This window comes from Bacteroides fragilis, assembly GCF_019583405.1.
Taxonomy (GTDB): domain Bacteria; phylum Bacteroidota; class Bacteroidia; order Bacteroidales; family Bacteroidaceae; genus Bacteroides; species Bacteroides fragilis_B.
In genome coordinates, this window is sequence record NZ_SZUU01000009.1 from 108618 (window position 1) to 131921 (window position 23304).

General features: G+C 42.2%; 22 protein-coding genes. 6 read left to right on the forward strand and 16 right to left on the reverse strand.

The annotated features are described in order from the left end of the window. Positions 1 to 88: 88 nt before the first annotated feature. The 6 genes from FDF36_RS17265 to FDF36_RS17290 all read right to left on the reverse strand — a co-directional run bounded on the left by FDF36_RS17265 (position 89) and on the right by FDF36_RS17290 (position 3305). Entirely contained in the window at positions 89 to 631 is a 543-nt protein-coding gene (locus tag FDF36_RS17265; RefSeq protein ID WP_005776426.1) for a 2-oxoacid:acceptor oxidoreductase family protein, read from the reverse strand. A gap of 18 nt (positions 632 to 649) precedes the next feature. Further along, on the reverse strand, positions 650 to 1411 hold the full coding sequence (locus tag FDF36_RS17270; RefSeq protein WP_005776427.1) for a thiamine pyrophosphate-dependent enzyme: 762 nt from the start codon (positions 1409 to 1411) through the stop codon (positions 650 to 652). Between the two features lie 94 nt (positions 1412 to 1505). Beyond that, complete coding sequence (locus FDF36_RS17275) at positions 1506 to 1652, reverse strand: hypothetical protein (protein WP_162531701.1); 147 nt, start codon at positions 1650 to 1652, stop codon at positions 1506 to 1508. 37 nt (positions 1653 to 1689) lie between these two features. Beyond that, the gene (locus FDF36_RS17280) at positions 1690 to 2772 is read right to left on the reverse strand and encodes a 3-methyl-2-oxobutanoate dehydrogenase subunit VorB (protein ID WP_195316575.1); all 1083 of its coding nucleotides are present in this window, start codon (positions 2770 to 2772) and stop codon (positions 1690 to 1692) included. Between the two features lie 11 nt (positions 2773 to 2783). Then, complete coding sequence (locus FDF36_RS17285; RefSeq protein ID WP_195316574.1) at positions 2784 to 3011, reverse strand: 4Fe-4S dicluster domain-containing protein; 228 nt, start codon at positions 3009 to 3011, stop codon at positions 2784 to 2786. Positions 3012 to 3029: 18 nt separating this feature from the next. Then, positions 3030 to 3305: a tetratricopeptide repeat protein gene (locus FDF36_RS17290; RefSeq protein ID WP_195316573.1), complete on the reverse strand. Its 276-nt coding sequence runs from the start codon at positions 3303 to 3305 to the stop codon at positions 3030 to 3032. 328 nt (positions 3306 to 3633) lie between these two features. On the opposite strand from FDF36_RS17290, the gene FDF36_RS17295 reads away from it, so the two are divergent. Further along, on the forward strand, positions 3634 to 5673 hold the full coding sequence (locus FDF36_RS17295; RefSeq protein ID WP_220392245.1) for a DUF3352 domain-containing protein: 2040 nt from the start codon (positions 3634 to 3636) through the stop codon (positions 5671 to 5673). A 195-nt stretch (positions 5674 to 5868) separates the two neighbouring features. Here FDF36_RS17295 and rpiB read toward each other — a convergent pair whose 3' ends face one another. The 5 genes from rpiB to FDF36_RS17320 all read right to left on the reverse strand — a co-directional run bounded on the left by rpiB (position 5869) and on the right by FDF36_RS17320 (position 12212). Then, the gene (rpiB, locus tag FDF36_RS17300) at positions 5869 to 6303 is read right to left on the reverse strand and encodes a ribose 5-phosphate isomerase B (protein ID WP_220392191.1); all 435 of its coding nucleotides are present in this window, start codon (positions 6301 to 6303) and stop codon (positions 5869 to 5871) included. 80 nt (positions 6304 to 6383) lie between these two features. Further along, the gene (locus tag FDF36_RS17305; RefSeq protein ID WP_220392192.1) at positions 6384 to 8393 is read right to left on the reverse strand and encodes a transketolase family protein; all 2010 of its coding nucleotides are present in this window, start codon (positions 8391 to 8393) and stop codon (positions 6384 to 6386) included. A gap of 154 nt (positions 8394 to 8547) precedes the next feature. Next, positions 8548 to 9702: a galactokinase gene (gene galK / locus FDF36_RS17310; protein WP_220392193.1), complete on the reverse strand. Its 1155-nt coding sequence runs from the start codon at positions 9700 to 9702 to the stop codon at positions 8548 to 8550. Between the two features lie 36 nt (positions 9703 to 9738). After that, entirely contained in the window at positions 9739 to 11064 is a 1326-nt protein-coding gene (locus FDF36_RS17315; protein WP_005819301.1) for an MFS transporter, read from the reverse strand. A gap of 50 nt (positions 11065 to 11114) precedes the next feature. Continuing rightward, positions 11115 to 12212 (reverse strand): aldose epimerase family protein, encoded by a 1098-nt coding sequence (locus tag FDF36_RS17320; protein WP_220392194.1) that lies wholly within the window; start codon positions 12210 to 12212, stop codon positions 11115 to 11117. 263 nt (positions 12213 to 12475) lie between these two features. Between FDF36_RS17320 and FDF36_RS17325 the strand changes: the two genes are divergently transcribed. Next, the gene (locus tag FDF36_RS17325; RefSeq protein ID WP_005819303.1) at positions 12476 to 13447 is read left to right on the forward strand and encodes a type I phosphomannose isomerase catalytic subunit; all 972 of its coding nucleotides are present in this window, start codon (positions 12476 to 12478) and stop codon (positions 13445 to 13447) included. Between the two features lie 64 nt (positions 13448 to 13511). On the opposite strand, the gene FDF36_RS17330 is transcribed toward FDF36_RS17325, so the two are convergent. The 4 genes from FDF36_RS17330 to FDF36_RS17345 all read right to left on the reverse strand — a co-directional run bounded on the left by FDF36_RS17330 (position 13512) and on the right by FDF36_RS17345 (position 16105). Continuing rightward, entirely contained in the window at positions 13512 to 13775 is a 264-nt protein-coding gene (locus FDF36_RS17330; protein WP_220392195.1) for a hypothetical protein, read from the reverse strand. Between the two features lie 4 nt (positions 13776 to 13779). Next, positions 13780 to 14145: a phage holin family protein gene (locus FDF36_RS17335; protein ID WP_005786515.1), complete on the reverse strand. Its 366-nt coding sequence runs from the start codon at positions 14143 to 14145 to the stop codon at positions 13780 to 13782. Positions 14146 to 14171: 26 nt separating this feature from the next. Next, on the reverse strand, positions 14172 to 14381 hold the full coding sequence (locus tag FDF36_RS17340; protein ID WP_005776445.1) for a YtxH domain-containing protein: 210 nt from the start codon (positions 14379 to 14381) through the stop codon (positions 14172 to 14174). Positions 14382 to 14821: 440 nt separating this feature from the next. Then, positions 14822 to 16105 (reverse strand): DEAD/DEAH box helicase, encoded by a 1284-nt coding sequence (locus tag FDF36_RS17345; RefSeq protein WP_220392196.1) that lies wholly within the window; start codon positions 16103 to 16105, stop codon positions 14822 to 14824. 190 nt (positions 16106 to 16295) lie between these two features. Between FDF36_RS17345 and FDF36_RS17350 the strand changes: the two genes are divergently transcribed. The 3 genes from FDF36_RS17350 (at position 16296) to FDF36_RS17360 (ending at position 18805) form a co-directional block, all read left to right on the forward strand. Beyond that, a complete protein-coding gene (locus tag FDF36_RS17350) occupies positions 16296 to 17066 on the forward strand; it encodes an SDR family NAD(P)-dependent oxidoreductase (protein ID WP_220392197.1) in 771 nt (256 codons plus the stop codon). A gap of 113 nt (positions 17067 to 17179) precedes the next feature. Continuing rightward, a complete protein-coding gene (locus tag FDF36_RS17355) occupies positions 17180 to 17677 on the forward strand; it encodes an SPOR domain-containing protein (protein ID WP_220392198.1) in 498 nt (165 codons plus the stop codon). A gap of 315 nt (positions 17678 to 17992) precedes the next feature. Then, the gene (locus FDF36_RS17360; RefSeq protein ID WP_220392199.1) at positions 17993 to 18805 is read left to right on the forward strand and encodes a class I SAM-dependent methyltransferase; all 813 of its coding nucleotides are present in this window, start codon (positions 17993 to 17995) and stop codon (positions 18803 to 18805) included. 164 nt (positions 18806 to 18969) lie between these two features. Here the strand turns inward: FDF36_RS17360 and FDF36_RS17365 are convergent, their stop codons facing one another. After that, positions 18970 to 21645: a glycoside hydrolase family 2 protein gene (locus FDF36_RS17365; RefSeq protein ID WP_220392200.1), complete on the reverse strand. Its 2676-nt coding sequence runs from the start codon at positions 21643 to 21645 to the stop codon at positions 18970 to 18972. A gap of 836 nt (positions 21646 to 22481) precedes the next feature. Here FDF36_RS17365 and cysQ point away from each other — a divergent pair. Next, a complete protein-coding gene (gene cysQ, locus FDF36_RS17370; RefSeq protein WP_220392201.1) occupies positions 22482 to 23297 on the forward strand; it encodes a 3'(2'),5'-bisphosphate nucleotidase CysQ in 816 nt (271 codons plus the stop codon). Positions 23298 to 23304: the final 7 nt, after the last annotated feature.

The following is a 23304-nucleotide window of genomic DNA, read 5'->3' on the forward strand; positions in this document are numbered from 1 at the left end:
TGAGAATTGAATTTTAAAAATTATCCGGTTTCCCAGGCTGTAGCATAGCTAATAATTTTTAAATTTCGATTCTCAATTCTCAGTCGGCTTAAACCTCTCTGATCAGTTCCATACCTTTTTTGATGGCTTCTTCATTCATCGGAATCAAGTGATGGTGACGTTCGGGTAATGTTTTCTTCAGACCTTTCACTACATTCTCTAATGTAACGATGGGGCGAAGCTTCAGTAATCCTCCCAGTACAATCATGTTGAATGCTTTGGCATTGTTCATCTCGTTGGCCGCATCCATTGCGTCGATGCGGTATACTTTGATGTCTTTGCGGGTAGGAGGGTTAATGATTCCGTATCCGTCATAAATCAGGATACCTCCTGGCTTTACACGGCTTTCGAACTTTTCAAGTGAAGGCTGATTCAGAATGATGGCTGTGTCATATTTACTCAAAATCGGTGAGGATATTTTGTCGTCGCTTACAATGACTGTAACGTTGGCTGTACCGCCACGTTGTTCAGGACCATAAGCCGGCATCCAGGTCACTTCTTTGCCTTCCATCAGTCCGGAGTAAGCTAAAATCTTTCCCATAGACAGCACACCCTGTCCACCGAATCCTGCTATAATTATTTCTTCTTTCATCTTAATAATATTAAATTATTATTTATCTTTCAGGTCGCCCAAAGGATAGAATGGAAACATGTGTTCTTCCATCCATTTGTTGGCTTTCTCCGGAGTCATTTTCCATCCGGAGCTACAGGTTGAAACGATTTCTACCAAGTTGGAACCTTTTCCGTTCATTGAGTTCTCGAATGCTTTACGAATCGCTTTTTTAGCTTTTCGGATGGCGGGAACTGTTTGTACCGATTGGCGGGTTACGTAAGCTGTACCTTCCAGTTGAGCAGCGATTTCAGTAATCTTCAGCGGATAGCCGTGGAGTTCCGGATCACGTCCATAAGGGCAGGTAGCCGTCTTCATTCCCATCAGGGTTGTAGGAGCCATTTGTCCTCCGGTCATACCGTAGATGGCGTTGTTGATGAAGACAATCGTAATATTTTCACCACGATTCAGTGCATGGATGGTTTCTGCCGTACCGATGCAGGCAAGGTCGCCGTCTCCCTGGTAAGTAAATACCAAGCGGTCGGGCCAGAGGCGCTTAATGGCTGTAGCAAGTGCGGGTGCACGTCCATGGGCAGCCTCTTGCCAGTCGATGTCAAGGTAATTATATATGAATACAGCGCAACCTACAGGTGAGATACCGACAGCTTTGTCTTCCAATCCCATCTCTTCAATTACTTCGGCAATCAGTTTATGTACCACGCCGTGGCTGCAACCCGGGCAATAGTGCATACCATTGTCATTCATCAGAGTCGGTTTTTTATAAACCAGATTCTCGGGCTTGATTATTTCTTCTTTCGTCATAACTTCTTTTTTTAATCTTTAAATCACTGAACTTATGGTTTTAAGTTCGGAGGTTTGAAGTCTCACGGACTTGAAAACACAAAAACTCAGAAACTTATCTGTTGGTGAACCGTATAAAAAACTCCATCAGCTTGACAAAGATTGCCGCGCCGCATACGTAGATAAACACCTTAAAGTCATCCTTCGCTACGAAGTAGGTGATGATAGCTGCCAGAGCCAATATCATAAACAGTATGTTCAATACGTTTCTTATTTTATCGGGATTCATCGTACTGTAGTTATTTGATTAATTGTTCTTTCAATGCAGTTACTATTTCGTCCGGGTCGGGAACAATGCCTCCCAGGCGGCCGAAATGTTCTACTTTTACTTTTCCGTTTACCGCTAAGCGGACGTCTTCTACCATCTGTCCGGCATTCAGCTCGGTTACCAGCATACCTTTTACTTTATTGGCATACTCGGCAATTGCTTTCGTCGGGAACGGCCATAAAGTGATGGGACGAAGCATACCGACTTTAATGCCTTCTTCACGTGCCAACTCCATGGCTTTCTGACCGATACGTGCCATTGAGCCAAAAGCTACAATCAGATATTCTGCGTCTTCGCAGTCAATTTCTTCAAAACGTACTTCGTTTTCTTCAATTACTCTGTACTTTGCCTGGAAGCGGAGGTTGTTTTTCTCCATCTCTTCCGGACGCAGTTCCAACGAAGTGATGATGTTGGGCTTACGGTCTTTTGTTTTTCCGGTAGAAGCCCATGGACATTGTGCTATGACTTCCGCATCCGTACGGCGGGCTTTTGCGGGAGGAAGAACCACTTTCTCCATCATTTGTCCGATAACACCGTCTGCAAGGATGATGGCCGGATTACGGTATTTGAACGCAAGTTCGAAAGCGAGTCCGACAAAGTCTGCCATTTCCTGAACAGAAGCCGGAGCCAATGCGATGAGTTTATAGTCACCGTGTCCTCCACCTTTTACAGTTTGGAAATAGTCTGCCTGGCTGGGCTGGATGGTACCCAAACCGGGGCCGCCGCGCATTACGTTTACGATCAGACATGGAAGTTCGGCACCTGCCAGATAAGAAATACCTTCTTGTTTCAGGCTGACACCGGGACTTGATGATGAGGTCATCACCATTTTGCCGCTTCCGGCACCGCCATAAACCATATTGATAGCTGCCACTTCACTTTCCGCCTGAAGGACTACCATACCGGTAGTTTCCCAAGGTCTCAGTTCGGCAAGAGTTTCCAACACCTCCGATTGCGGAGTAATAGGATATCCGAAGTATCCGTCGGCACCACAGCGGATGGCCGCATGGGCGATGGCTTCGTTTCCTTTCATTAATACAACTTCTTCTGCCATATTCTTTTCTTTTATTCTACTTTAATTTTATAAACAGAGATACATCCGTCCGGGCATACAGTTGCGCATGAACTGCATCCGTTACAGGTATCTTCAAGAATCTGCTGGGCATAATTATACCCTTTTACATTCACCTCTTTGGCGAGGGATATTACGTTGAGCGGACAAGCTACCACACACAGGTTGCACCCCTTGCAACGCTCCGTGTCGACTACGATTGCTCCTTTGATTTTTGCCATAATCTGTCTTTATTACGTTTATTGATTATACATATCTTTATTGTAGAAATTTAAAATATCCATCACCATCTTGCGTGCCTGGAGAGCCGGGCTGTCGGGATTGAGTTCGATGGCGGACTGGTAATTGTTGAGAGCTTTTTGCCAGTCTCCCAATTTGCGGTAAGCATTTCCCATCAGATAGTAAGCTTCATCTTTTCCGGCTGGTTCAGTCCGGAGAAATTCGTCAAGTGCCTGAAGCGCCTTTTCTATATCTCCTTGGTTGATAAGCTCTTTGATGGTTTTCAGTTGATCCATATCTTTTGATTTTCCGGATTATTGAGTCACAAAGATAGCTTTTTATCCTTTAACCTGTTCATCTCTATTGTGAAAAATAGGAAAACTGAAAAAAATAGGGATCCGGGTATAGAATCCTTTTTTGTTAATCTGATACTCTTTTTCTGCGTTCATAAGCATTAGCGGGGTCTTATGGTTTACAAATCTTTGATTATATCAGACTTTTGAGGAATTATGTTTTTTATATTTTAATGTACTTATCTTAATGTACTCTTATCACTTGGTAATCAGTGAACTTCATTTTCCGGCTTTTTTTAGTACTTTTGTCCCAGTTAAAAATAAAATGAAGATGAATGAATCAAGTAGCGGGCAACAAGAATTGAATACTGAGCCCAGAAAGAAAACACGCACGTATAAAATCGTCAAAAGAGCTTTATCTGTTACCGGATTGGTGTTGGTTATATATTTTGCATATTCCATAATCCATTTATTTGTTTCACCTGACCGTAATATTCAGCAGATATATCTGGTTCCTGAAGATGCAGCTTTCATTATTCAGTCTTCTGCTCCGATTGACGATTGGGAGAAATTCAGTAGCAGTGAAACATGGCAATGCCTGAAGAAAGCGAAATCTTTTGAGGAGATTACAAAGAGTGTAGAGATGCTTGATTCGGTTGTTAAAAGTAATAAGATGTTGCTGTCGCTTGTTGGCAAGCGGGATATGCTTATTTCTCTTCATAAGATACGTACGGCCGATTGGGATTTTTTGATCATTTTGGATATGCAGAAGGCGTCTAAAATGGACTTGTTGAAGGATCAGATTGAAACGGTGCTGACTATGGCTGGCAATTCGGTGACGAACCGGAAGCATGACGGTATCAATATTCTTGAAATGCATAATCCGGATACACATGATATTTTTTATTGTGCTTTTGTGGACAATCATTTTGTAGGCTCCTTTACGTCCGGGCTTGTCGAGTTAGCCATTGACTCACGTAATAAGCCCAGGATAGGGCTCGATCATGCTTTTATTGAAGCGGAGAAACTTGTTTCCGGTAAAGGGCTTCTTCGGGTTTTTATTAATTACGCCCGACTGCCTCAATTCATGACTATTTATCTGGGGACTAAAAACGAATATGTTGATATGTTCAGCAACTCCATGGATTTTGCCGGATTATATTTTAATACGGATAAAGAGCGGATGGAGGTAAAAGGGTATACTTTACGGAAAGATACGGCAGATCCTTATGTGACTGCTTTATTGAATTCAGGTAAGCATAAGATGAAAGCCCATCGGATTTTGTCCGGACGAACCGCTCTTTATACCAATATCGGTTTTAGCAATCCCATAACTTTTGTAAACGAGTTGGAGAATGCGCTTTCTGTTCATGATAAACTGTTGTATGATTCTTATAAGAGTTCCCGAAAAAAGATTGAAAGTGTATTCGGCATCTCTTTGGAAGAAAATTTCCTGAGCTGGATGTCGGGAGAGTTTGCCATCACACAGTCCGAACCGGGGTTGCTGGGACGTGAACCCGAACTTATTCTGGCTATTGGAGCTAAAGATATTGAACATGCCCATAAGAATATGGAGTTTATCGAAAAAAAGATCAAGAGGCGTACACCGGTTAGGGTTAAAACTGTTAATTATAAAGATTTTGAGATTAACTATATTGAAATGAAGGGCTTCTTTCGCCTGTTTTTCGGAGGTTTGTTCGATAAGTTTGAGAAGCCGTACTATACGTATGTAGATGATTATGTGGTTTTCAGTAATAAAGCTTCGTCTTTGCTTTCTTTTGTGGAAGATTACAAACAGAAGAATCTGTTGAAGGATAATCCGGGATTTGAAAACGCATTGTCTTATTTAAGTTCGAGTTCTACAATTTTCCTTTATACAGACGTACGTAAATTCTATTCCCAGTTGAAACCTATGATGAATGCTACTACTTGGAAAGAAATACAATCTAATAAAGACATTCTGTATTCGTTTCCTTACTGGACCATGCAGGTTGTAGGGGACACCCGTTCTGCTTCGCTACAGTATGTAATGGATTACAGCCCGTATCAACCCGAAGAGCTTGTTGCGGTTGATACGGATGAAGAAGATGAAGAGATGGATGAAGAGGCGGATACAGAGAAAGAACTGATGAGTGAACTGGAGCGTTTCTATGTTGAAAAGTTTCAGGGAAATGTGTTACGGGAGTTTTATCCGGAAGGTGCTTTGAAAAGCGAAGCGGAGATAAAAGAAGGAAAACGTCATGGTCGTTACCGTGAATATTACGAAAACGGTAAACTGAAATTTCGTGGGAAGTATGCAAATAATCAACCTAAAGGTACGTGGAAGTATTATAGTGAAGAAGGTGAGTTTGAACGTAAGGAAAAGCACTGATAGAGAAGTATGCCGGATTGTCTCTAAATAGAAAAAGACGGAATCTTTTCCGGATGTTTTTTAGGACACGAGTCTGTGTTATAGCGAGGCTTGTCGGTTCGGAGAGATTTTTTACATACAGAAAAGCCGCTCCCTTCAGGGGGCGGCTGTATTATTATAAGAATTAGTGTTCTACTGATATGAAACCGTATGGTTTTACTTTACCGGGATCTTATCAATACGTTTTTGATGACGTCCGCCCTCAAATTGAGTCGAGAAGAACTCTGTCATAATCATGTCCGCCTCTTCGGTGCTGATATAACGGCCGGGCATGACCAATACATTTGCATCGTTGTGCAGGCGTGCCATGTGTGCAATTTCTGCTGACCAGCAAAGTGCCGCACGTATACCTTGATGTTTGTTAAGTGTCATACTGATACCGTTTCCACTGCCACAAATGGCAATTCCCGGATAATATTCACCGGCTTCTACAGCCAGTGCCAGCGGGTGGGCAAAGTCGGGATAGTCACAGCTGTCTGTCGAGTATGTTCCAAAGTCTTTGTATTCCCAGCCTTTTGCTTCCAGCCAGCCTCTTACATATTCTTTTAATTCAAAACCGGCATGGTCGCAACAAATTCCAATTTTCTTCATTTTCTTTAATGTGCTAATATAGTGAATGTGCTAATGCCCCAGTCCCGGAGGGCTGACACATTAGCACATTGAATGATTGATCAGAGCATTGCTTTTACCTGATTGTATACGTTTTCTGCTGTGAATCCAAGCTTTTCATCCAGTACTTTGTAAGGTGCGGAGAAACCAAAAGATTCAAGACCGAATACTTTACCATTGGAACCTACCAGACCTCCAAGATTTACCGGTAGTCCGGCTGTCAGACCAAAGATTTTGGCTCCTGCAGGAAGTATGGATTCCTGATATTCTTTGCTTTGATTACGGAATAATCCTTCGGATGGAGCGGAAACAATACGTACTTTCACACCTTCTTTGCGCAGAAGTTCGGCACCGGCAACCAGTGTTGAAACTTCCGAACCCGAAGCTACCAGGATCACATCCGGGTTTTCATCGGCATCGGCAATGATATAAGCACCTTTTTCGGCTTGTGAATAATCGGTTCCTGCGGGCAGGTTAACGATGTTCTGGCGTGAAAGGATCAGTGCTGTAGGAGTCGACATGTTTTCCATTGCAAGCTTCCATGCAATGGTTGTCTCTTCTACATCCGCCGGGCGAAGTACCAACATAGAATTGTGTCCTTTGTGGTTTTTCAGTTTTTCAAGCAGGCGTACTTGTGCTTCTTGTTCTACAGGTTCGTGGGTAGGCCCGTCTTCTCCGACACGGAATGCATCGTGAGTCCAGATAAACTTCACCGGTTGCTCCATCAGGGCAGCCATACGCAGGGCTGGTTTCATATAGTCTGAGAATACAAAGAATGTGCCGCATGCAGCAATAATACCTCCGTGCAGAGACATACCGATGCAGATGCAAGCCATACTCAACTCTGAAACTCCTGCTTGAAGGAAAGCACCGCTGAAATCTCCTTTTTTGAATGCGTGCGTCTTTTTCAAGAATCCGTCTGTTTTGTCTGAATTAGACAAGTCAGCCGAAGACACGATCATATTTTCTACCTGAGTGGCCAATGCTCCTAATACGGTTGCAGATCCGGCACGGGTTGCGCCGCCTGCTTTCTGTTCTATGGCATCCCAATTTACTTTCGGGGCTTTTCCTGAGAAGAATTCTGTCAATTTTGCAGCCAGTTCGGGATTTGCTTTTGCCCATTCAGCTTTGGCAACATATTTCTCAGCAACAATTTTTTTCAGCTCTTCTGCACGTTTTGCGTACAATTCGGCCACTTCAGGGAATATAGTGAATGGAGCCTCCGGATTTCCACCCAGATTCTTGATTGTATTTACATATGCATCACCGCCTAACGGTGCACCGTGTGTTGCACAATCGGCTTCATAGCTTGTTCCATCTGCCCGCCGTGCTCCTTTACCCATGGTGGTTTTACCGATGATCAGGGTCGGACGGTTCTTCTCAGCTTTGGCCTCAATCAAAGCTTTACGTATTTCGTCCGGATCATTGCCGTTGATTGTGATTACTTTCCAGTCCCATGCTTCGTATTTCATGGCTACGTTTTCGGTTGTCACATCTTCTGTGTTGGTAGAAAGCTGTACATCGTTTGAATCGTAGAACATGATAAGGTTATCCAGTCCAAGTGTACCGGCTATACGGCCTGCACCTTGGGAAATTTCTTCCTGGATACCTCCGTCAGATATGTAAGCATAGATAGTCTGGTTCATAACTGCACCGAAGCGAGCTTTCAGGAATTTTGCCGCAATGGCTGCGCCTACTGCGTATGTATGTCCCTGTCCCAGCGGACCGGAAGTATTTTCAACACCACGATCCACATTTACTTCGGGATGTCCAGGAGTAGGGCTGCCCCACTGACGGAATTGCTTTAATTCATCCAGTGTATATTTCCCTGTGAAAGCCAATACGGAATAAAGCATCGGTGACATGTGTCCCGGGTCGAGGAAAAAGCGGTCGCGACCTTCCCAGCGTGGGTTTTGCGGATCGTATACCAAAAACTCAGAGAAGAGTACGTTCACAAAATCAGCACCGCCCATGGCGCCCCCGGGGTGTCCCGAATTGGCTTTTTCCACCATCGACGCAGCTAATATGCGGATATTATCAGCCGCACGATTCATAAGTTTACTATCGTTCATATCTATTGATTAATTTAGTTTTTTCAGATTTTTCGCAAAGATAACCTTTTAGTGGGACTTATCTACCATAAAAAGATAGCTTTTTTACATAACAAAAAGAAAGGCACATCTGTTTAGGATGTGCCTTGCCTTCTGAATATTAGTTTTTGAATCTTTATACCAGTCTTCTTGAACCGTCACTGATAACTACATCATATACTTTCGGGCTTCTGCCGAATTTAGCTTTGAATGATTCTTTGGCTTTTTCGATGAAGTTGTCATACAATTCGTCTTTTACCAGATTGATGGTGCAACCACCGAAACCACCACCCATTACACGTGAGCCGGTTACGCCGCATTCTTTAGCACAGTCATTCAGAAAGTCGAGTTCCTCGCAACTTACCTCGTAAAGTTTGCTCATGCCATGATGAGTTTCGTACATTTTCTGGCCTACAGTTTCGTAATCTCCTCTTTCCAGGGCATCGCATACATCGAGTACACGTTGGATTTCTTCGATTACATATTCGGCACGCATATAATCTTCTGCGCTGATATCAGCTTTCGCTTCTACGAGCATATCCATTGTACAGTCACGCAGAAACTCTACATGTGGGTGTTTTTTCTGGATAGCAGCTACGGCAGCTTCACAGCTCTGACGACGTTTGTTGTATGCCGATGAAGCCAATTCATGTTTAACAACCGAATCAAGCAATACCAGACGATAACCTTCCGGTTTGAACGGGAAATACTGGTATTCCAGAGAACGGCAATCCAGACGGATCAGGCTGCCTTCTTTTCCGAATACAGATGCAAACTGGTCCATGATACCACAGTTTACACCGCAATAGTTGTGTTCTGTAGCCTGACCGATTTTAGCTAATTCGAATTTGTCTATTTTATTTTCACCGAACAGATCATTCAGTGCGAAAGCATAAGTACTTTCCAAAGCAGCTGAAGAGGACATACCTGCACCCAGAGGCACATCTCCCGAGAAAGCGGTATTGAATCCTTTCACATCAACGCCACGTTTGATCATTTCGCGGCACACACCGAATATATATCTTGCCCAGCTGGCGCGCGGAGCATCTTCTTCATTCAATCCGAAAGTAACATAATCTTTCAGGTCGATAGAATAAGCATTTACTTTGTCTGTACCATTGGGTTTGATTTCAGCAATCATACCTTTGTCGATAGCTCCCGGGAATACAAATCCTCCATTGTAGTCGGTGTGTTCACCAATTAAGTTGATACGGCCCGGAGAGGCATATACAAATCCTGTAGTTCCATCAAAATGTTTGATGAAGCGACTTCTTACGTGTTCTATATCCATGATCGTTTTTGGTATTAAAAAGTTATTATTTAAGTTTTATTCAACAGGAATATCCTTATTTACATTCTTGCAACCTACAAGTGCATAGTACAGCATGTATGCTACGGCAGCGAAGATTACCCAATAACTTGCAATGTAGCTGCTGGTCACGTCGGCTACTGCACCCTGAATCAACGGCAGGATACCACCACCGCAAACCATTACCATGAAGATGCCGGAGGCCATTGCTGTGTATTTACCCAGTCCTTCTACTGCAAGATTGAAGATACCACCCCACATGATAGATGTACAGAGTCCGCAAAGTGCGAAGAACATGATTCCTACAGGTACTGTTTCCATACCGAAACCAATGCTGGCTCCTCCTTTAAATACAGGCATGGCTACTGTTGTTGCACTAGGGGCAAACATACCGATCAGCAAGAAAATCAAAGCCAGTGAAGAAACTACTGTCAACTGAGTTTTACTTGAGAATTTAGCTCCCAAAGCACCACCGCACAGACGACCGATCATCATCAGGAACCAGTAAGTACCTACGATTGAACCTGCCATAGCCGTATCCATACCGAAACCTTTGGCACCGGCTGCATCCGGTGAAGTGGTCAGGAACAGGTTGATAAAGTTAGGAATACCTACTTCCACACCTACATATACAAAGATAGCAACTGTTCCCAAAACGAAGTGACGGAATGAAAGCGGGCTGTGAGTGTCTTTTACTTTATGATCGCTTGCACTTTCTTTGTGAGGTTCAGGGATGTCCATGATAGCCAATACAATGAATACGACAGCAAAGATACCCATAGCAATGAACAATGCCGGGTTAGCGTCACTGATGCGTGTATCCTGACTGATAGTACCGATCAGGTAGCCACCTAATACCGGAACGATCGTAGCAGAAATAGAATTCAAAGAACCACCGAACTGGATCAATTGATTACCTTTTTTACCACCGCCTGCAAGTGTGTTTAACAGCGGGTTCACCACTGCATTCAACATACACATTGAGAAACCTGAAACAAAGGCACCAGTCAGATAAACCCAAAATACAGTCAATTCTCCGGGCTGATAGTTCATCTGTCCCGAAAGCACTTGAATGCCGACTCCGATAAATCCTACTGCTACGGCAGTGAGGGCTGTCTTTTTGTAACCGATTCTTTTGAGCATCATACCTGCCGGGAGTCCCATAAAGGCATAAGCTATGAAGTTGGCCGCATTACCCAGCTGCGTCATCCAGTTGGCAGCCTGGAATTGCTCTTTTACAATAAGTCCGAGCGGGTTAGTAAGTCCTGTTACGAATGAAATCATTGCAAAAAGCGCAAACATCATTGCAATAGGCAACACATAATTCTTTTTTTGTTGTGTCATGGTTTTTAAAAAGTTGTTAGTTATAAAAATGAGGTTAGTTATTTCCTTATTTATTTTTCAACTCCGAATTTATAGATGGTTACCTGCTGGTATTCATCGCCCGGCAGTAAAGTAGCCGACGGGAAGTGTGCTTTGTTCGGTGTATCGGGGAAGCATTGCGCTTCGAAACAGATTGCGCTTCGTGCTGGGAAGGTTGCTCCGTTTGTCCCTTCGAAACCTCCCAGCCAGTTACCTGTGTATAGTTGTACGCCTGCTTCTGTGGTGTATACTTCCATAGTACGTCCGCTGTTAGGCTCTTTGCAGGTAGCTGCCAGGTCCAGAGAACCCGCTTCTATCTTGTTTAGTACATAGCAATGGTCATAACCTGCACCATGTATCAATTGCTGGAATTTATCATTAATTCGTTCACCGACGGTGTGCGGGGTACGGAAATCCATTGGAGTACCTTCTACTTTGGCTATTTCTCCTGTCGGGATGGATACTTCATCTATCGGAGTATAAAAATCTGCGTTGATTGTGACGATGTTGTTTTCTACTGTCGGGGTAGGGTTGGCAGTACCTGCCAGATTGAAGAAACCATGATTGGTCAGGTTTACGACTGTTGCTTTGTCTGTAGTGGCACGGTATTCAATGACAATCGCATTCTCTTCTTCTTCAAGGCGATAAGTCATTTCAACTTCCAGATTACCGGGGAAACCCTCTTCTCCGTCAGCCGAAGTATAGTTAAATTGGATCACTCCCTCTTCAAGTTGTTCGGCATCCCATACTCTGGCGTGAAATCCGGTGGGGCCTCCATGAAGTGAATTGGGGCCGTTGTTGATCGTGAGATTATGTTCTTCACCATACAGGGTAAATTTGCCCTTGGCGATGCGATTACCATAACGTCCGATAGTGGTGCTTAAGAAAGGTTCCGGTCCGTGCATCAGTGCATCCAGTGTACCATAGCTGAGTACTACATTAGCATATTTTCCGTCTTTATCCGGAACCATGATAGATAGAATGGCGCATCCGTAGTTTGTTACGGCAACTTCCATTCCTTTCTTGTTTTTGAGGATAAACAAATCGGTTTTTTTATCGTTTATATCCTTTTGAAAATCTTTCCGGCTGAGCCCTGACAGATTTCCTTCAGTTGGGAATGTGTTAATCATGTCTGGTATTATTAAAATTTCTTGCAAATAAAGGGAAATTCTTTCGTTCTCCCAAATTATTCTTTGTAAATCTGTTCGGCGATTTAGGAAAGTTTAGCGTTTTCAGAGAATGCATCCTAAGTTGTAATGCGAAGATAAAATTTTCATGTTAGTTTTAATTAAAAGCTCGGATTCTGTGTATTATTTGATATTTTTCGTATGTTTGTCCCTTGATTGTTAAAATCATGAGTTTTTAATCTAAGTTTATAACAAGAAAAACAAAAATGTATCCGTTAAAATTCGAACCCATTCTGAAGCAGACGCTTTGGGGGGGCGACAAAATTATCCCGTTCAAGCATTTGAATGATGATTTGAAGGGAGTTGGGGAAAGCTGGGAAATATCCGGCGTTGAGAACAACGAATCTGTCGTAGCTAACGGCCCCGATAAAGGCCTTACACTGACCGACATGGTGAGAAAATACCGTGAGGAACTGGTAGGCGAAGCAAACTATGCCCGTTTTGGCAATGAGTTTCCTTTGCTGATAAAGTTCATTGATGCGAAGCAAGACTTGTCTATACAGGTGCATCCTACCGATGAACTGGCTAAAAAACGCCACAACTCAAAAGGTAAAACAGAAATGTGGTATGTAGTGGGCGCTGACAAAGGAGCTAAGTTGCGTTCGGGATTTTCTGAACAGATTACACCGAAAGAATATAAAGAACGCGTGCACAATAATACAATTACAGATGTTCTTCAGGAATATGAAATTCATCCGGGAGATGTTTTCTTCCTGCCTGCAGGGCGTATTCACAGTATTGGTGCCGGTGCATTTATTGCTGAAATTCAGCAGACGTCGGATATCACTTATCGTATTTATGATTTTAATCGTAAGGACGCTAATGGAAAAACACGTGAATTGCATACCAGCCAGGCGCTCGATGCGATCAACTACGAAGTGCTTGATGATTATCGTACCAAATACGAACCTTTGAAAGATGAACCGGTTGAGTTGGTGGCATGTCCTTATTTCACAACTTCGGTTTATGATATGAGTGAACAGATCAGCTGTGATTATTCGGAACTGGATTCATTCGTAATTTTTATTTGTATAGAAGGCTCTTGCCTGATGACAGATAATGAAGGCAACGAAGTGCGACTGGGTGCAGGAGAAACTGTTTTGCTTCCTGCTACTACTCAAGAGTTGACCATTGTGCCTCAAGAAGGGAACGTGAAGTTACTGGAAACGTACGTGTAAGGACATTCTTCAACGTATTTATATTAGATGCCCGGATATGCAATGATGTATGTCCGGGTGTTTTTTAATATCTTTTTCGGAAGAGTCCGCGAACTTTATGGATCATTTTCATACCCAGCATGACACCGTCAAAAATGGCCATACCGGTATTGAAAGAGCGCATTAACGCATTACCGCCGGAGGCGGCAGGTGCAAGGGGGGCAAAAATTCGGCGGGTGGTATCCGCCATGGCTTGTTTCTGGTCACAGATTTCCTGCAACACTTCTTGTTTACGCTGAGCAATGTCTTCCAGCGTAATTTTCTTCGGAGTAGGTGTGCTGTTGTTCATTGCTTCATTTTTTATTGGAGTCGTTGAGAAATAGATTTGCAAGGAAATTTACCATCGGAGAAATGATAAGTTGCCTGCGGAAAAAATAAATGATGGCAATCAATAAAACATTGATGCCTGCTATGATGCCGAAGCTTACCATCAAACCGCCTACTAACGGTTCAAGAATATAAGCCAACGCAAAAAGCAGATAAAACAGGGCTACCATACCTAAGATAGTGAGCACTAAAATCATTATTAACGTGGATAAGAGTATAGTTAACTTTTCCGTTAATTCCAGTTTGGTATATTCTTTCTGGAGTACAAGAAACTTCTTGAACTCAGCAAACAGTTGCTGGATATTTTCAATGCTTTTATCGTCTGTAAACATGATAGCTCTGTTTTGGTCTTGTTCATTTAGTCAATTACCTCGCCCTTGATTTCAGCTGCAATTTCATCAACGAGGTTTTCCATTTCGTTACGATTCAGCTTAATACCTTTCTTGCGAAGAATCTCTGCGATTTTGTGACGAGTATCTTCTCCTTTTTCAGGAGCGAATAAAATACCCAGGGCTGCACCAACGGCTGCACCGCCCAGAAAAGCTGCTAATACATTAAGTCCTTTCATAATCTTTTGTTTTTAAATGATCATATTACAAAGCTAACATTTTTATTGAAAACTTGTTCTGTTTGCCTTGATTTTTTTAGAAAATAATACTCTGTTTAAATCTGAGGCTTCTAAAACGCGAAAATTTCTCCTCTTTATGTTTGCATGAAACTGTTTTGGTACATACTTTGTTAAATATTCATTTTATTAGGTCAATTGTTCTCTCTTTACTCAACTCTATCTGGGAATATTCATATCGGTGATATATTTAATCAATAAAGCAACTGTTCCGGAATGGGAACAGTTGCTTCATACCTTTATATGGATCTATAAGTTTTCGAGATTTTTTCTTATACCATGTTTCTGTATATATGATGCTTTCTGACTATTTTTATCATTAACTTGACTTATATATCTTCAATGATCTGAAATGAAATCACATCTACCCTGCCTGCAACGGATTATTTCCTTCTTTCTTGCTTATTAGAAGAAGGCTGATTGGGCTTTTGTTTTTTTCGTCTCCAGAAGTCACCGTTCGCCCGACTTCCACGGTATACTTTGTTAGCTTTCGCTTTAACCTTAATCTCTTCTTGTTTTTCTTCCTGAGCTTTGATGCCTTCGGTAGTGACGAATGGGTGTTCTTTTACCACAGGAATGTTTTTTCCTATCAGTTTTTGAATGTCTTTCAGATAGGGAAGCTCTTCTGATTCGCAGAAAGAGATGGCTACACCTTCATGTCCGGCACGTCCTGTTCGTCCGATGCGATGTACATAAGTTTCCGGTACATTGGGTAGCTCGTAATTGATTACATGCGATAGTTGATCTACGTCGATGCCTCGTGCAGCGATGTCGGTTGCTATCAGAGCACGGAGGGTGTGATTCTTGAAGTTGGTCAAGGCTCGTTGGCGAGCATTCTGGGTTTTGTTGCCGTGAATAGCTTCTGCGCCAATGCCTGCTTTGGTCAATATACGTGCCAATTTATCAGCTCCGTATTTAGTGCGTGTAAAAATGAGTACCGACTCAATTGAGGAGTCTTTCAGCAAGTGAATCAGCAGATCTTTTTTCTCTTTTTTCTCGACAAAATAAACTTGTTGAGAGATGATGTCTACGGTCGAAGAAGCCGGGGTTACCTCCACTTTTTCCGGCTTTGTCAACATTGAGTTTGCCAGCGTCTCTATTTCCGGTGGCATGGTAGCCGAGAAAAACAGAGTCTGTCTTTTGGCTGGAAGCAGTTTTAGGATACGTTTGATGTCATGGATAAATCCCATGTCGAGCATTCGGTCTGCTTCGTCCAATACAAAAAAGTCAAGCGAATTCAAGGAAACGAATCCTTGTGATATCAAATCCAATAATCTCCCCGGGGTTGCAATTAATATCTGTATACCGCCCCGTAAAGCGTCGGTTTGTGGCTTCTGTCCTACTCCGCCGAAAATAACGGCATGTTTCAAACCTGTGTACCGGCCATATGCTTCAAAGCTTTCACCAATTTGTATCGCAAGTTCCCGAGTAGGTGTCAGCACTAGTGCTTTGATCCCTTTGCGATGATCTGTTTTATACAATTTTTGCAAAATGGGGATAGAAAAAGCTGCTGTTTTACCAGTACCTGTTTGGGCACAACCTAATAAATCTTTTCCTTGAAGTAAAATGGGGATTGACTGCTCTTGTATTGGGGTGGGAGAGGTGTAACCCTCTTGTCTTAAAGCCTTTAAAATAGGCTCTATTAAATTCAAATTTTCAAATGTCATGTACAATAATTGAATGAGCCTCTCGGCTCTGTTATGTTATATAGCACAAAGATAGGGCAATCGTGAGACGTAAATCCTTTTTTCTGTAATGCTTTAATCTTATTTAACTAAGGTGAAGGGCATATCATCGGAGGTTTAAGCGTACTTTTGTCTTTCATTATATAAGTAATCTAAATTTGTATAAGAAGAAATGAAAGGTAAAATCGTTTTTATAACGGGAGCAAGCAGCGGCATTGGTGAAGGATGTGCGCGTAAGTTTGCTTCGCAGGGTTCGGATTTGATTCTGAATGCCCGGAACGTGGCAAAACTCGAAGAGTTAAAAATTGAACTGGAGGCTAAATATAGAGTACGTATTTACTTATTGCCGTTTGACGTACGCGATCGGAATGCAGCAACCGTGGCGTTAGCTTCTTTACCGCAGGAGTGGAAATGTATTGATGTACTGGTGAATAATGCCGGGCTTGTGATTGGTGTGGATAAAGAATTTGAGGGAAATCTGGATGAATGGGATATCGTGATTGATACTAATATAAAAGCTTTGTTGGCTATGACGCGTATGGTGGTTCCCGGAATGGTGGAACGTGGACACGGTCATATCATCAATATCGGTTCGATAGCTGGTGATGCGGCTTATCCGGGTGGAAGCGTGTATTGCGCCACTAAGGCTGCCGTCAAAGCACTTTCGGACGGTTTGCGTATTGATTTGGTAGATACTCCGCTTCGTGTGACAAACATAAAACCGGGAATGGTAGAAACTAATTTTACGGTTGTTCGTTATCGTGGAGATAGGGATGCTGCCGATGCTTTTTATAAAGGTATTCGTCCGTTGACTGGAGATGACATAGCTGAAACTGTTTACTATGCTGCTTCTGCTCCCGAGCATATACAGATAGCGGAAGTATTGGTGATGCCCACTTATCAGGCAACCGGTACGATTTCTTATAAGAAAAAAGACTGTTGAGAAATCTAAAAAATGTTTTTTAGGAAGATTGTTTTGTGGGGTGATAAAAATTCTATTATTTTGTCCCCTTCAAAAGAGTGGATACAAGATTATTAACTAAATGTGTATAGATTATGAAAAAATTAGTAGTATTAGGGATGGGCGTATGCGTTGCCTTGGCATTTGCTTCATGTAAATCCAGCGAAAGCGCTTATAAAAAGGCATACGAGAAAGCTAAACAACAGGAATTGGCTGAGCCTCAGGTAGAAGCTCCTGTCGAAGTTACTCCGGTAGTTGCTGCTCCGGTAGAGACTAAAAAAGCTGTTGATAATGCTGCAGGCGTTCGTCAGGAAAAGGTAACAGTCGTTTCAGGTGCCGATGGATTGAAAGACTATAGCGTAGTATGCGGTAGCTTCGGTTTGAAAGCAAATGCAGAGGGGCTAAAAGATTTCTTGGACAAAGAAGGTTATAACGCAACCATTGCTTTCAATGCTGAGACAGCCATGTATCGTGTGATTGTAAATACATTCGCCGATAGAGCTTCTGCTGCGCAGGCACGTGATGCTTTCAAGGCTAAATATCCTAATAGAAAAGACTTCCAGGGTGCCTGGTTGTTATATAGAATCTATTAATAAGAAATCTTTTTGGTAATTTCGGGAGTGACGGATGTTTTCTCCCGGTAAAGAAGGTATCCTGTGAAGGATGCCTTCTTTTTTGTTTTGACCTTTTGGTAAATACACTTTTTATTAGCAACAAAATTTCTATCGATCAAAATATTATGTATCTTTGCGGCATGACAAATACTCTTAGATCGGATTTGGTTTTGTAAACAATCTGTTTTTTGCAACAGATTGTCCTTTCGTCTTCTCTCGAATAACTCTTTTCGGGAGCAATTCTTTATTATTATAATTCAAGTTTTATCTGCATACAATACTGAAAGTATTACTATGCTTTTCGTGTATGCGAAATACATTAAGATAATGAGTAACGAAAATAAAACAATTCACGATTTCGAACTTAATTTAATCTGCGATTTTTTTTCCAATATGGAACGACAGGGCCCCGGAAGTCCTGAGGTAACATTAAAGGCATTGAGTTTTATAGATAATCTCACTGAAAAATCCCTTATAGCCGATATCGGCTGTGGAACCGGCGGTCAGACCATGGTATTGGCCGGTCATGTGACAGGGCAGGTTACAGGGCTTGATTTTCTTTCCGGTTTTATTGATATCTTCAATCGTAATGCGAGGCAGTCGGGCTTGCAAAACAGGGTGACAGGTATTGTCGGTTCAATGGATGATCTTCCTTTCCGAAATGAAGAGTTAGATCTGATTTGGTCGGAAGGGGCTATTTATAATATCGGCTTTGAACGGGGGCTGAATGAGTGGCGTAAGTATTTGAAGAAAGGAGGATATATTGCAGTTTCTGAATGTTCATGGTTTACAGACGAACGTCCGGCGGAAATCAATGACTTTTGGGTGGATGCGTATCCTGAAATAGATACGATTCCGAATCAAGTAACCAAAATTCACAAAGCAGGCTATCTTCCTGTTGCTACATTTATTCTGCCTGAAAATTGTTGGACAGAGCATTATTTTGCTCCCAAAATTGCAGCTCAGAAGATTTTTCTAAATAAATATGCCGGAAATAAAATTGCTGAGGAATTCAGTATGCTTCAATCCATTGAAGAAGAGCTATACCATAAGTATAAAGAATTTTACGGCTATACATTTTTTATTGCAAAAAAGATAGGACTATGATTCGTTTTATGTAAACGATATGTTTAAGTAGGGCAGATGGACCTTCATAAATACCGCCCTCTCTATTTTGTATAGAGCATCAAGTATATCTGTTGGTGCAGATGATGAAAAAAGGAGCTGTTCCAAAAAGCAGGAACAGCTCCTTTAGTAAATTAAGGATATGATTACTTTTTCTCGCCGAACTCTTCTTGCTGTTGTTCCACTTCTTTTAGTTTGGCAGCATTTTCAGCTTTCTGCAGTCTTTCTTTTTCCAATGCTGCTTCTGATTTTGGGATTGGGGCGTTTACTGCCTTTTGTCCTGTAAAGTTTGGAATAAGTGCTGATTCTTCCCGGTTGTATATCTGTGGGAAGTCTCCCGGTTTACTCTCCAATTCTAATATGGCACTGCTTGGCATCTGCGAACCTTCAAACAAAACACTGGCCGTTATTTTTATTTTTCCGGGTTTTAAAGTTGACTGGACTAATATCGGGGCTGTTCCCCAGCGGACCGGTGCCGGGTTAGCTAAATTGTCCGCTCCGCCTAAGATGCGTCCTTCACCTTCTATCTGAAATTTGATGGTGTAGTTGTTTAAGCGTTTGATGTTTCCATTTTTGTCGGCAACGGCAGCTATGACTGTGACGAAGTCAGAACCGTCAGCTTTCAGATCTACTCCTTCATTATCTACCCAAAGAAGTAGTTTTTCGGGACGTCGTGCCGGAAATACTTTATGTGTAGCAACTATTTTGCCATCAATCAATCCTTCTGCCAATAAATAAACGTCTGCTTGTTTGCCTTGACGTGAAAGTGCTTTATCTTTCATGAAGTCATATGCATTTTCGAATGTAATGACGGGATAAGGCATTCCTTCTTTTTTCGGATTGCGGACATAGGTTTGTGTTTTTCCGTCTTTGAGATAGGTGAGTCTCACTTCGTCACAATTAGAATAAACCGTGACGTCTTTGCCAGAGAACGGGGTCATTTCATGGGCGATGTAAACTATCGGACCTGTTTTGAAAAGACGCTCATCTTTCCGGGGAGAACGTTGGGACATAAACATATAGTAAGAATACTTGGGCTGCCGGAATACATCCATTATACCTCCGTAGAACGGATCGGGGTGATAACCGCGTTGATGGTCGAACGAATGCCATAAACAGCCTCCTATATGTTGCCGGGGGGTACGGTATAAAGCATCATAACTGGTGTATTTGTAAGGTGGGCAAGCATAATGTTGCGCTTGTATAAGCATGGCTTGTTCACCCCAGTTGCGGGCCACCCGGCTGGGAGAGTTGTGAGAATTCCAGTCATCCACATTATCGCCCCATTCACGTGTGAAGTAAGTGATCTGTTTCTTGATATTGTTGGTTGAGTAAGCTCCTCCACCTCCATTCAGCGGGTGGGTGAAAAGTATTTGGAAATGTTCTTTTCCTTTGGCTTCACTATCACATCCGCTGTAGCAATATCGATACGGATATTCTGCTTTTACTATGTCATGCGCATTTTGGGCAAAGTCGGCCGGATACCAGGTTTCGTTCAGGATTGGTTCCCACATCCATACGCAGGGATGGTTACGGTCTCGTCGAACCATATTCCGTATGTCGCTGTATACCCGTTGCGCAAAGACGGGAGCATCGTTCCAGAATTGCCAGCCCGGTGTGTTGACAATTACAAACAGCCCAAGTTCATCACAAGCATCCATGAAAGCCGGGTCTTGTGGGCAATGTGCATTACGAATTACTTTCATTCCGGCATCTCTCAGTTTTTTGGCATCCCGCCAGTGAATGCTGTTTGGGACTGCATTACCCACTATTGCAAAGTCCTGGTGGCGGTTAGCTCCTATCAGCGGTGCTTCATAAGGCTTTCCGTTCAGCCAGAACCCGGCTTCTCCCTTGAATTCGATACTTCGAATTCCAATTCGACGTCGGTATCCGTCTATTACGTTACCTTGTCCGTCACGAATACGCACAATCAGATTATATAACGTAGGTGTCTCTGGGCTCCATAACATTGGATTTTTTACTGTCAACTTATCAGATGAACTGACTGCCTTACCGGATTTGACACGAATGACGGAATTCAGAAAAGCTATTTGTTGTCCGTCCGGTTGTTGAAGCTCGTATTCGACGACTCCTTTAAAGGCTTTTTTCCCGGAGTTGCGAATCTGTATTTTGAGCAATACTTCGGCCGAGAGGTCCGATACATTGTCATAAGCGACAAATAATCCTCCGCCTGCTTCTTCGTTTTCATAATTCGGATCGGTAATGAATACCTGATTATGTGCTACCAGCCAACAGTCCCGGTATATTCCTCCGAAATAAGTGAAGTCCAGCACTTCCTGTTGCTTTCCGGGAGGATAATTAGGGTCATTACTATTGTCGGACCATACGGCAATCAGGTTGTCCTGGCCCAATTCCAGGGCATCCGTCACATCGACAACTGCCGGCAGATAACCTCCAAAGTGTTCGGAGAGTAGTTTGCCGTTGACATATATTTTACTTTTACCCATGATGGCTTCAAAGTGCAGGAATAATTTTTTGCCTTTCAAAGTTTCATCCGGTGTGAAGTGTTTGCGATACCAGACTTCACCTTGATAATTAATACAGCCGCTGGCTTCAGTGGGCAGGTATTCGATACCATGGGGCAAGGAAACTACCGTCCATGATCGGTCATCGAAATTAACGGCTTCGGCACCTGTGCAATTTCCTTTGTAAAAACGCCATGCAGGATTCATGGAATAGACATTCCGACCTGAATCTGCCAATCGGAAAAATCCTGCGGTGGAGAATTCTGGCTGATGTGCTTTCATGCATAACGAGGATAGGAACAGGCTAATAAATAGCAAAATAATACTTCTCTTCATTGTGGTAGTTTTTTATAATCAATTATTGGTGTTTCCTTTTTGATTTTCAATCTTAAAATAGGCTGGTTTTGATAATCTTCGCATGATACGGCGTGAAGTTATTAAAAAAGTATAATACTCACAAGAAGCTTACGAACTCTTTATGTAAATCATCTTTTTAGACTGTATAATTAGTGTTGATTATTTTTGTATATTTAGATGGAAGAGTTTCTATTTGTTTAAATAGTAATTATCTTCTCCGGGACTATAGTAAGAAGATGTTTTATATGAAGAGGCTTGTGCTATGTTATTTTGTTTATAACCAATGTTTTAAAGCTGTTTGTTTTAAGCTTGTAAAGGGTTCGGTTTAACATAGTGTTAAGTCAAGTCTTTTGTGGATAAACAACAAATCTTTTAAATGCAAAAGTCTTGTTGTTTAGGAGTGGAAAGCCAATGATACAAAAGAGGAATTAACAATGTTAATTTGTGCCCTTCCTCAGAGGAACTGTTTGTGTGTGTCAAAAGTCTTTTTACCACAGATTATATCAATTTTTATAGATTATCAATATTGATAATCAATGGCTTGGTCTTTTCTTTGTGTCGCTCAGTGTCCTCTGTGGTGAGTTTCGGTACACCTCTTCTTTGTTTGCGTTGTCTGTGCCATATGAAAATTTAAAGATATACCTGAATATATTTTTGAAATGAAAGGTTTTTTAGAGTTTTGCCGGTTTCTACTAAAAGAAGTTATAATTAGCTATTTAAAAACTTTTTAAAGAGATAAAGTTTTTACTTTTGTATCTCTATTTACTTGGGGATTCTACGCCTTGTCGGAAACAAGGTTTTAATTGCGTAATAAAATGGAACATAAATACTTATTTATCGCTGTTGATGCAGCCCTGAAAGCTGGTGAGGAGATATTGTCTATTTATACTGATCCGGCTTCGGACTTCGAAATAGAGCGGAAAGCTGATAATTCTCCTTTGACCATTGCTGACCGGAAAGCACATATAATAATTTCCACTATTTTGAATGAAACACCTTTTCCTGTTTTGAGCGAAGAGGGGAGACACCTGGATTACGATACCCGTCGTAAGTGGGAAATGTTGTGGATTGTCGATCCTTTGGATGGTACGAAAGAGTTTATCAAGCGAAACGGTGAATTTACGGTGAACATAGCTTTGGTGAAAGCAGGAGTTCCTATTATCGGAGTTATTTATCTGCCGGTGAAAAAAGAACTCTATTTTGCGGGTGAAGAGACCGGTGCTTATAAATTATCCGATATTACGGCTTTAGAGGATAATGCTACACTTGATAAATTGATTGCTGCTTCCGAACGGTTACCACAGGCCGGTCGGCAAAATCGATTTGTGGTTGTCGCTTCCCGTTCACATCTCACTCCGGAGACAGACGCATACATTGAAGTATTGAAGCAGAAGCACGGCGATGTGGAGTTGATATCCAGTGGCAGTTCTATTAAAATATGTTTGGTTGCCGAAGGTAAAGCGGATGTTTATCCTCGTTTTGCTCCTACTATGGAGTGGGATACCGCTGCCGGGCATGCCATAGCACGTGCTGCGGGAATGGAGGTTTATCAGGCGGATAAAGATGTTCCCTTGCAGTATAATAAAGAAGATTTGCTGAATCCCTGGTTTATTGTTGAGAAGAGAAGATAAACCACTA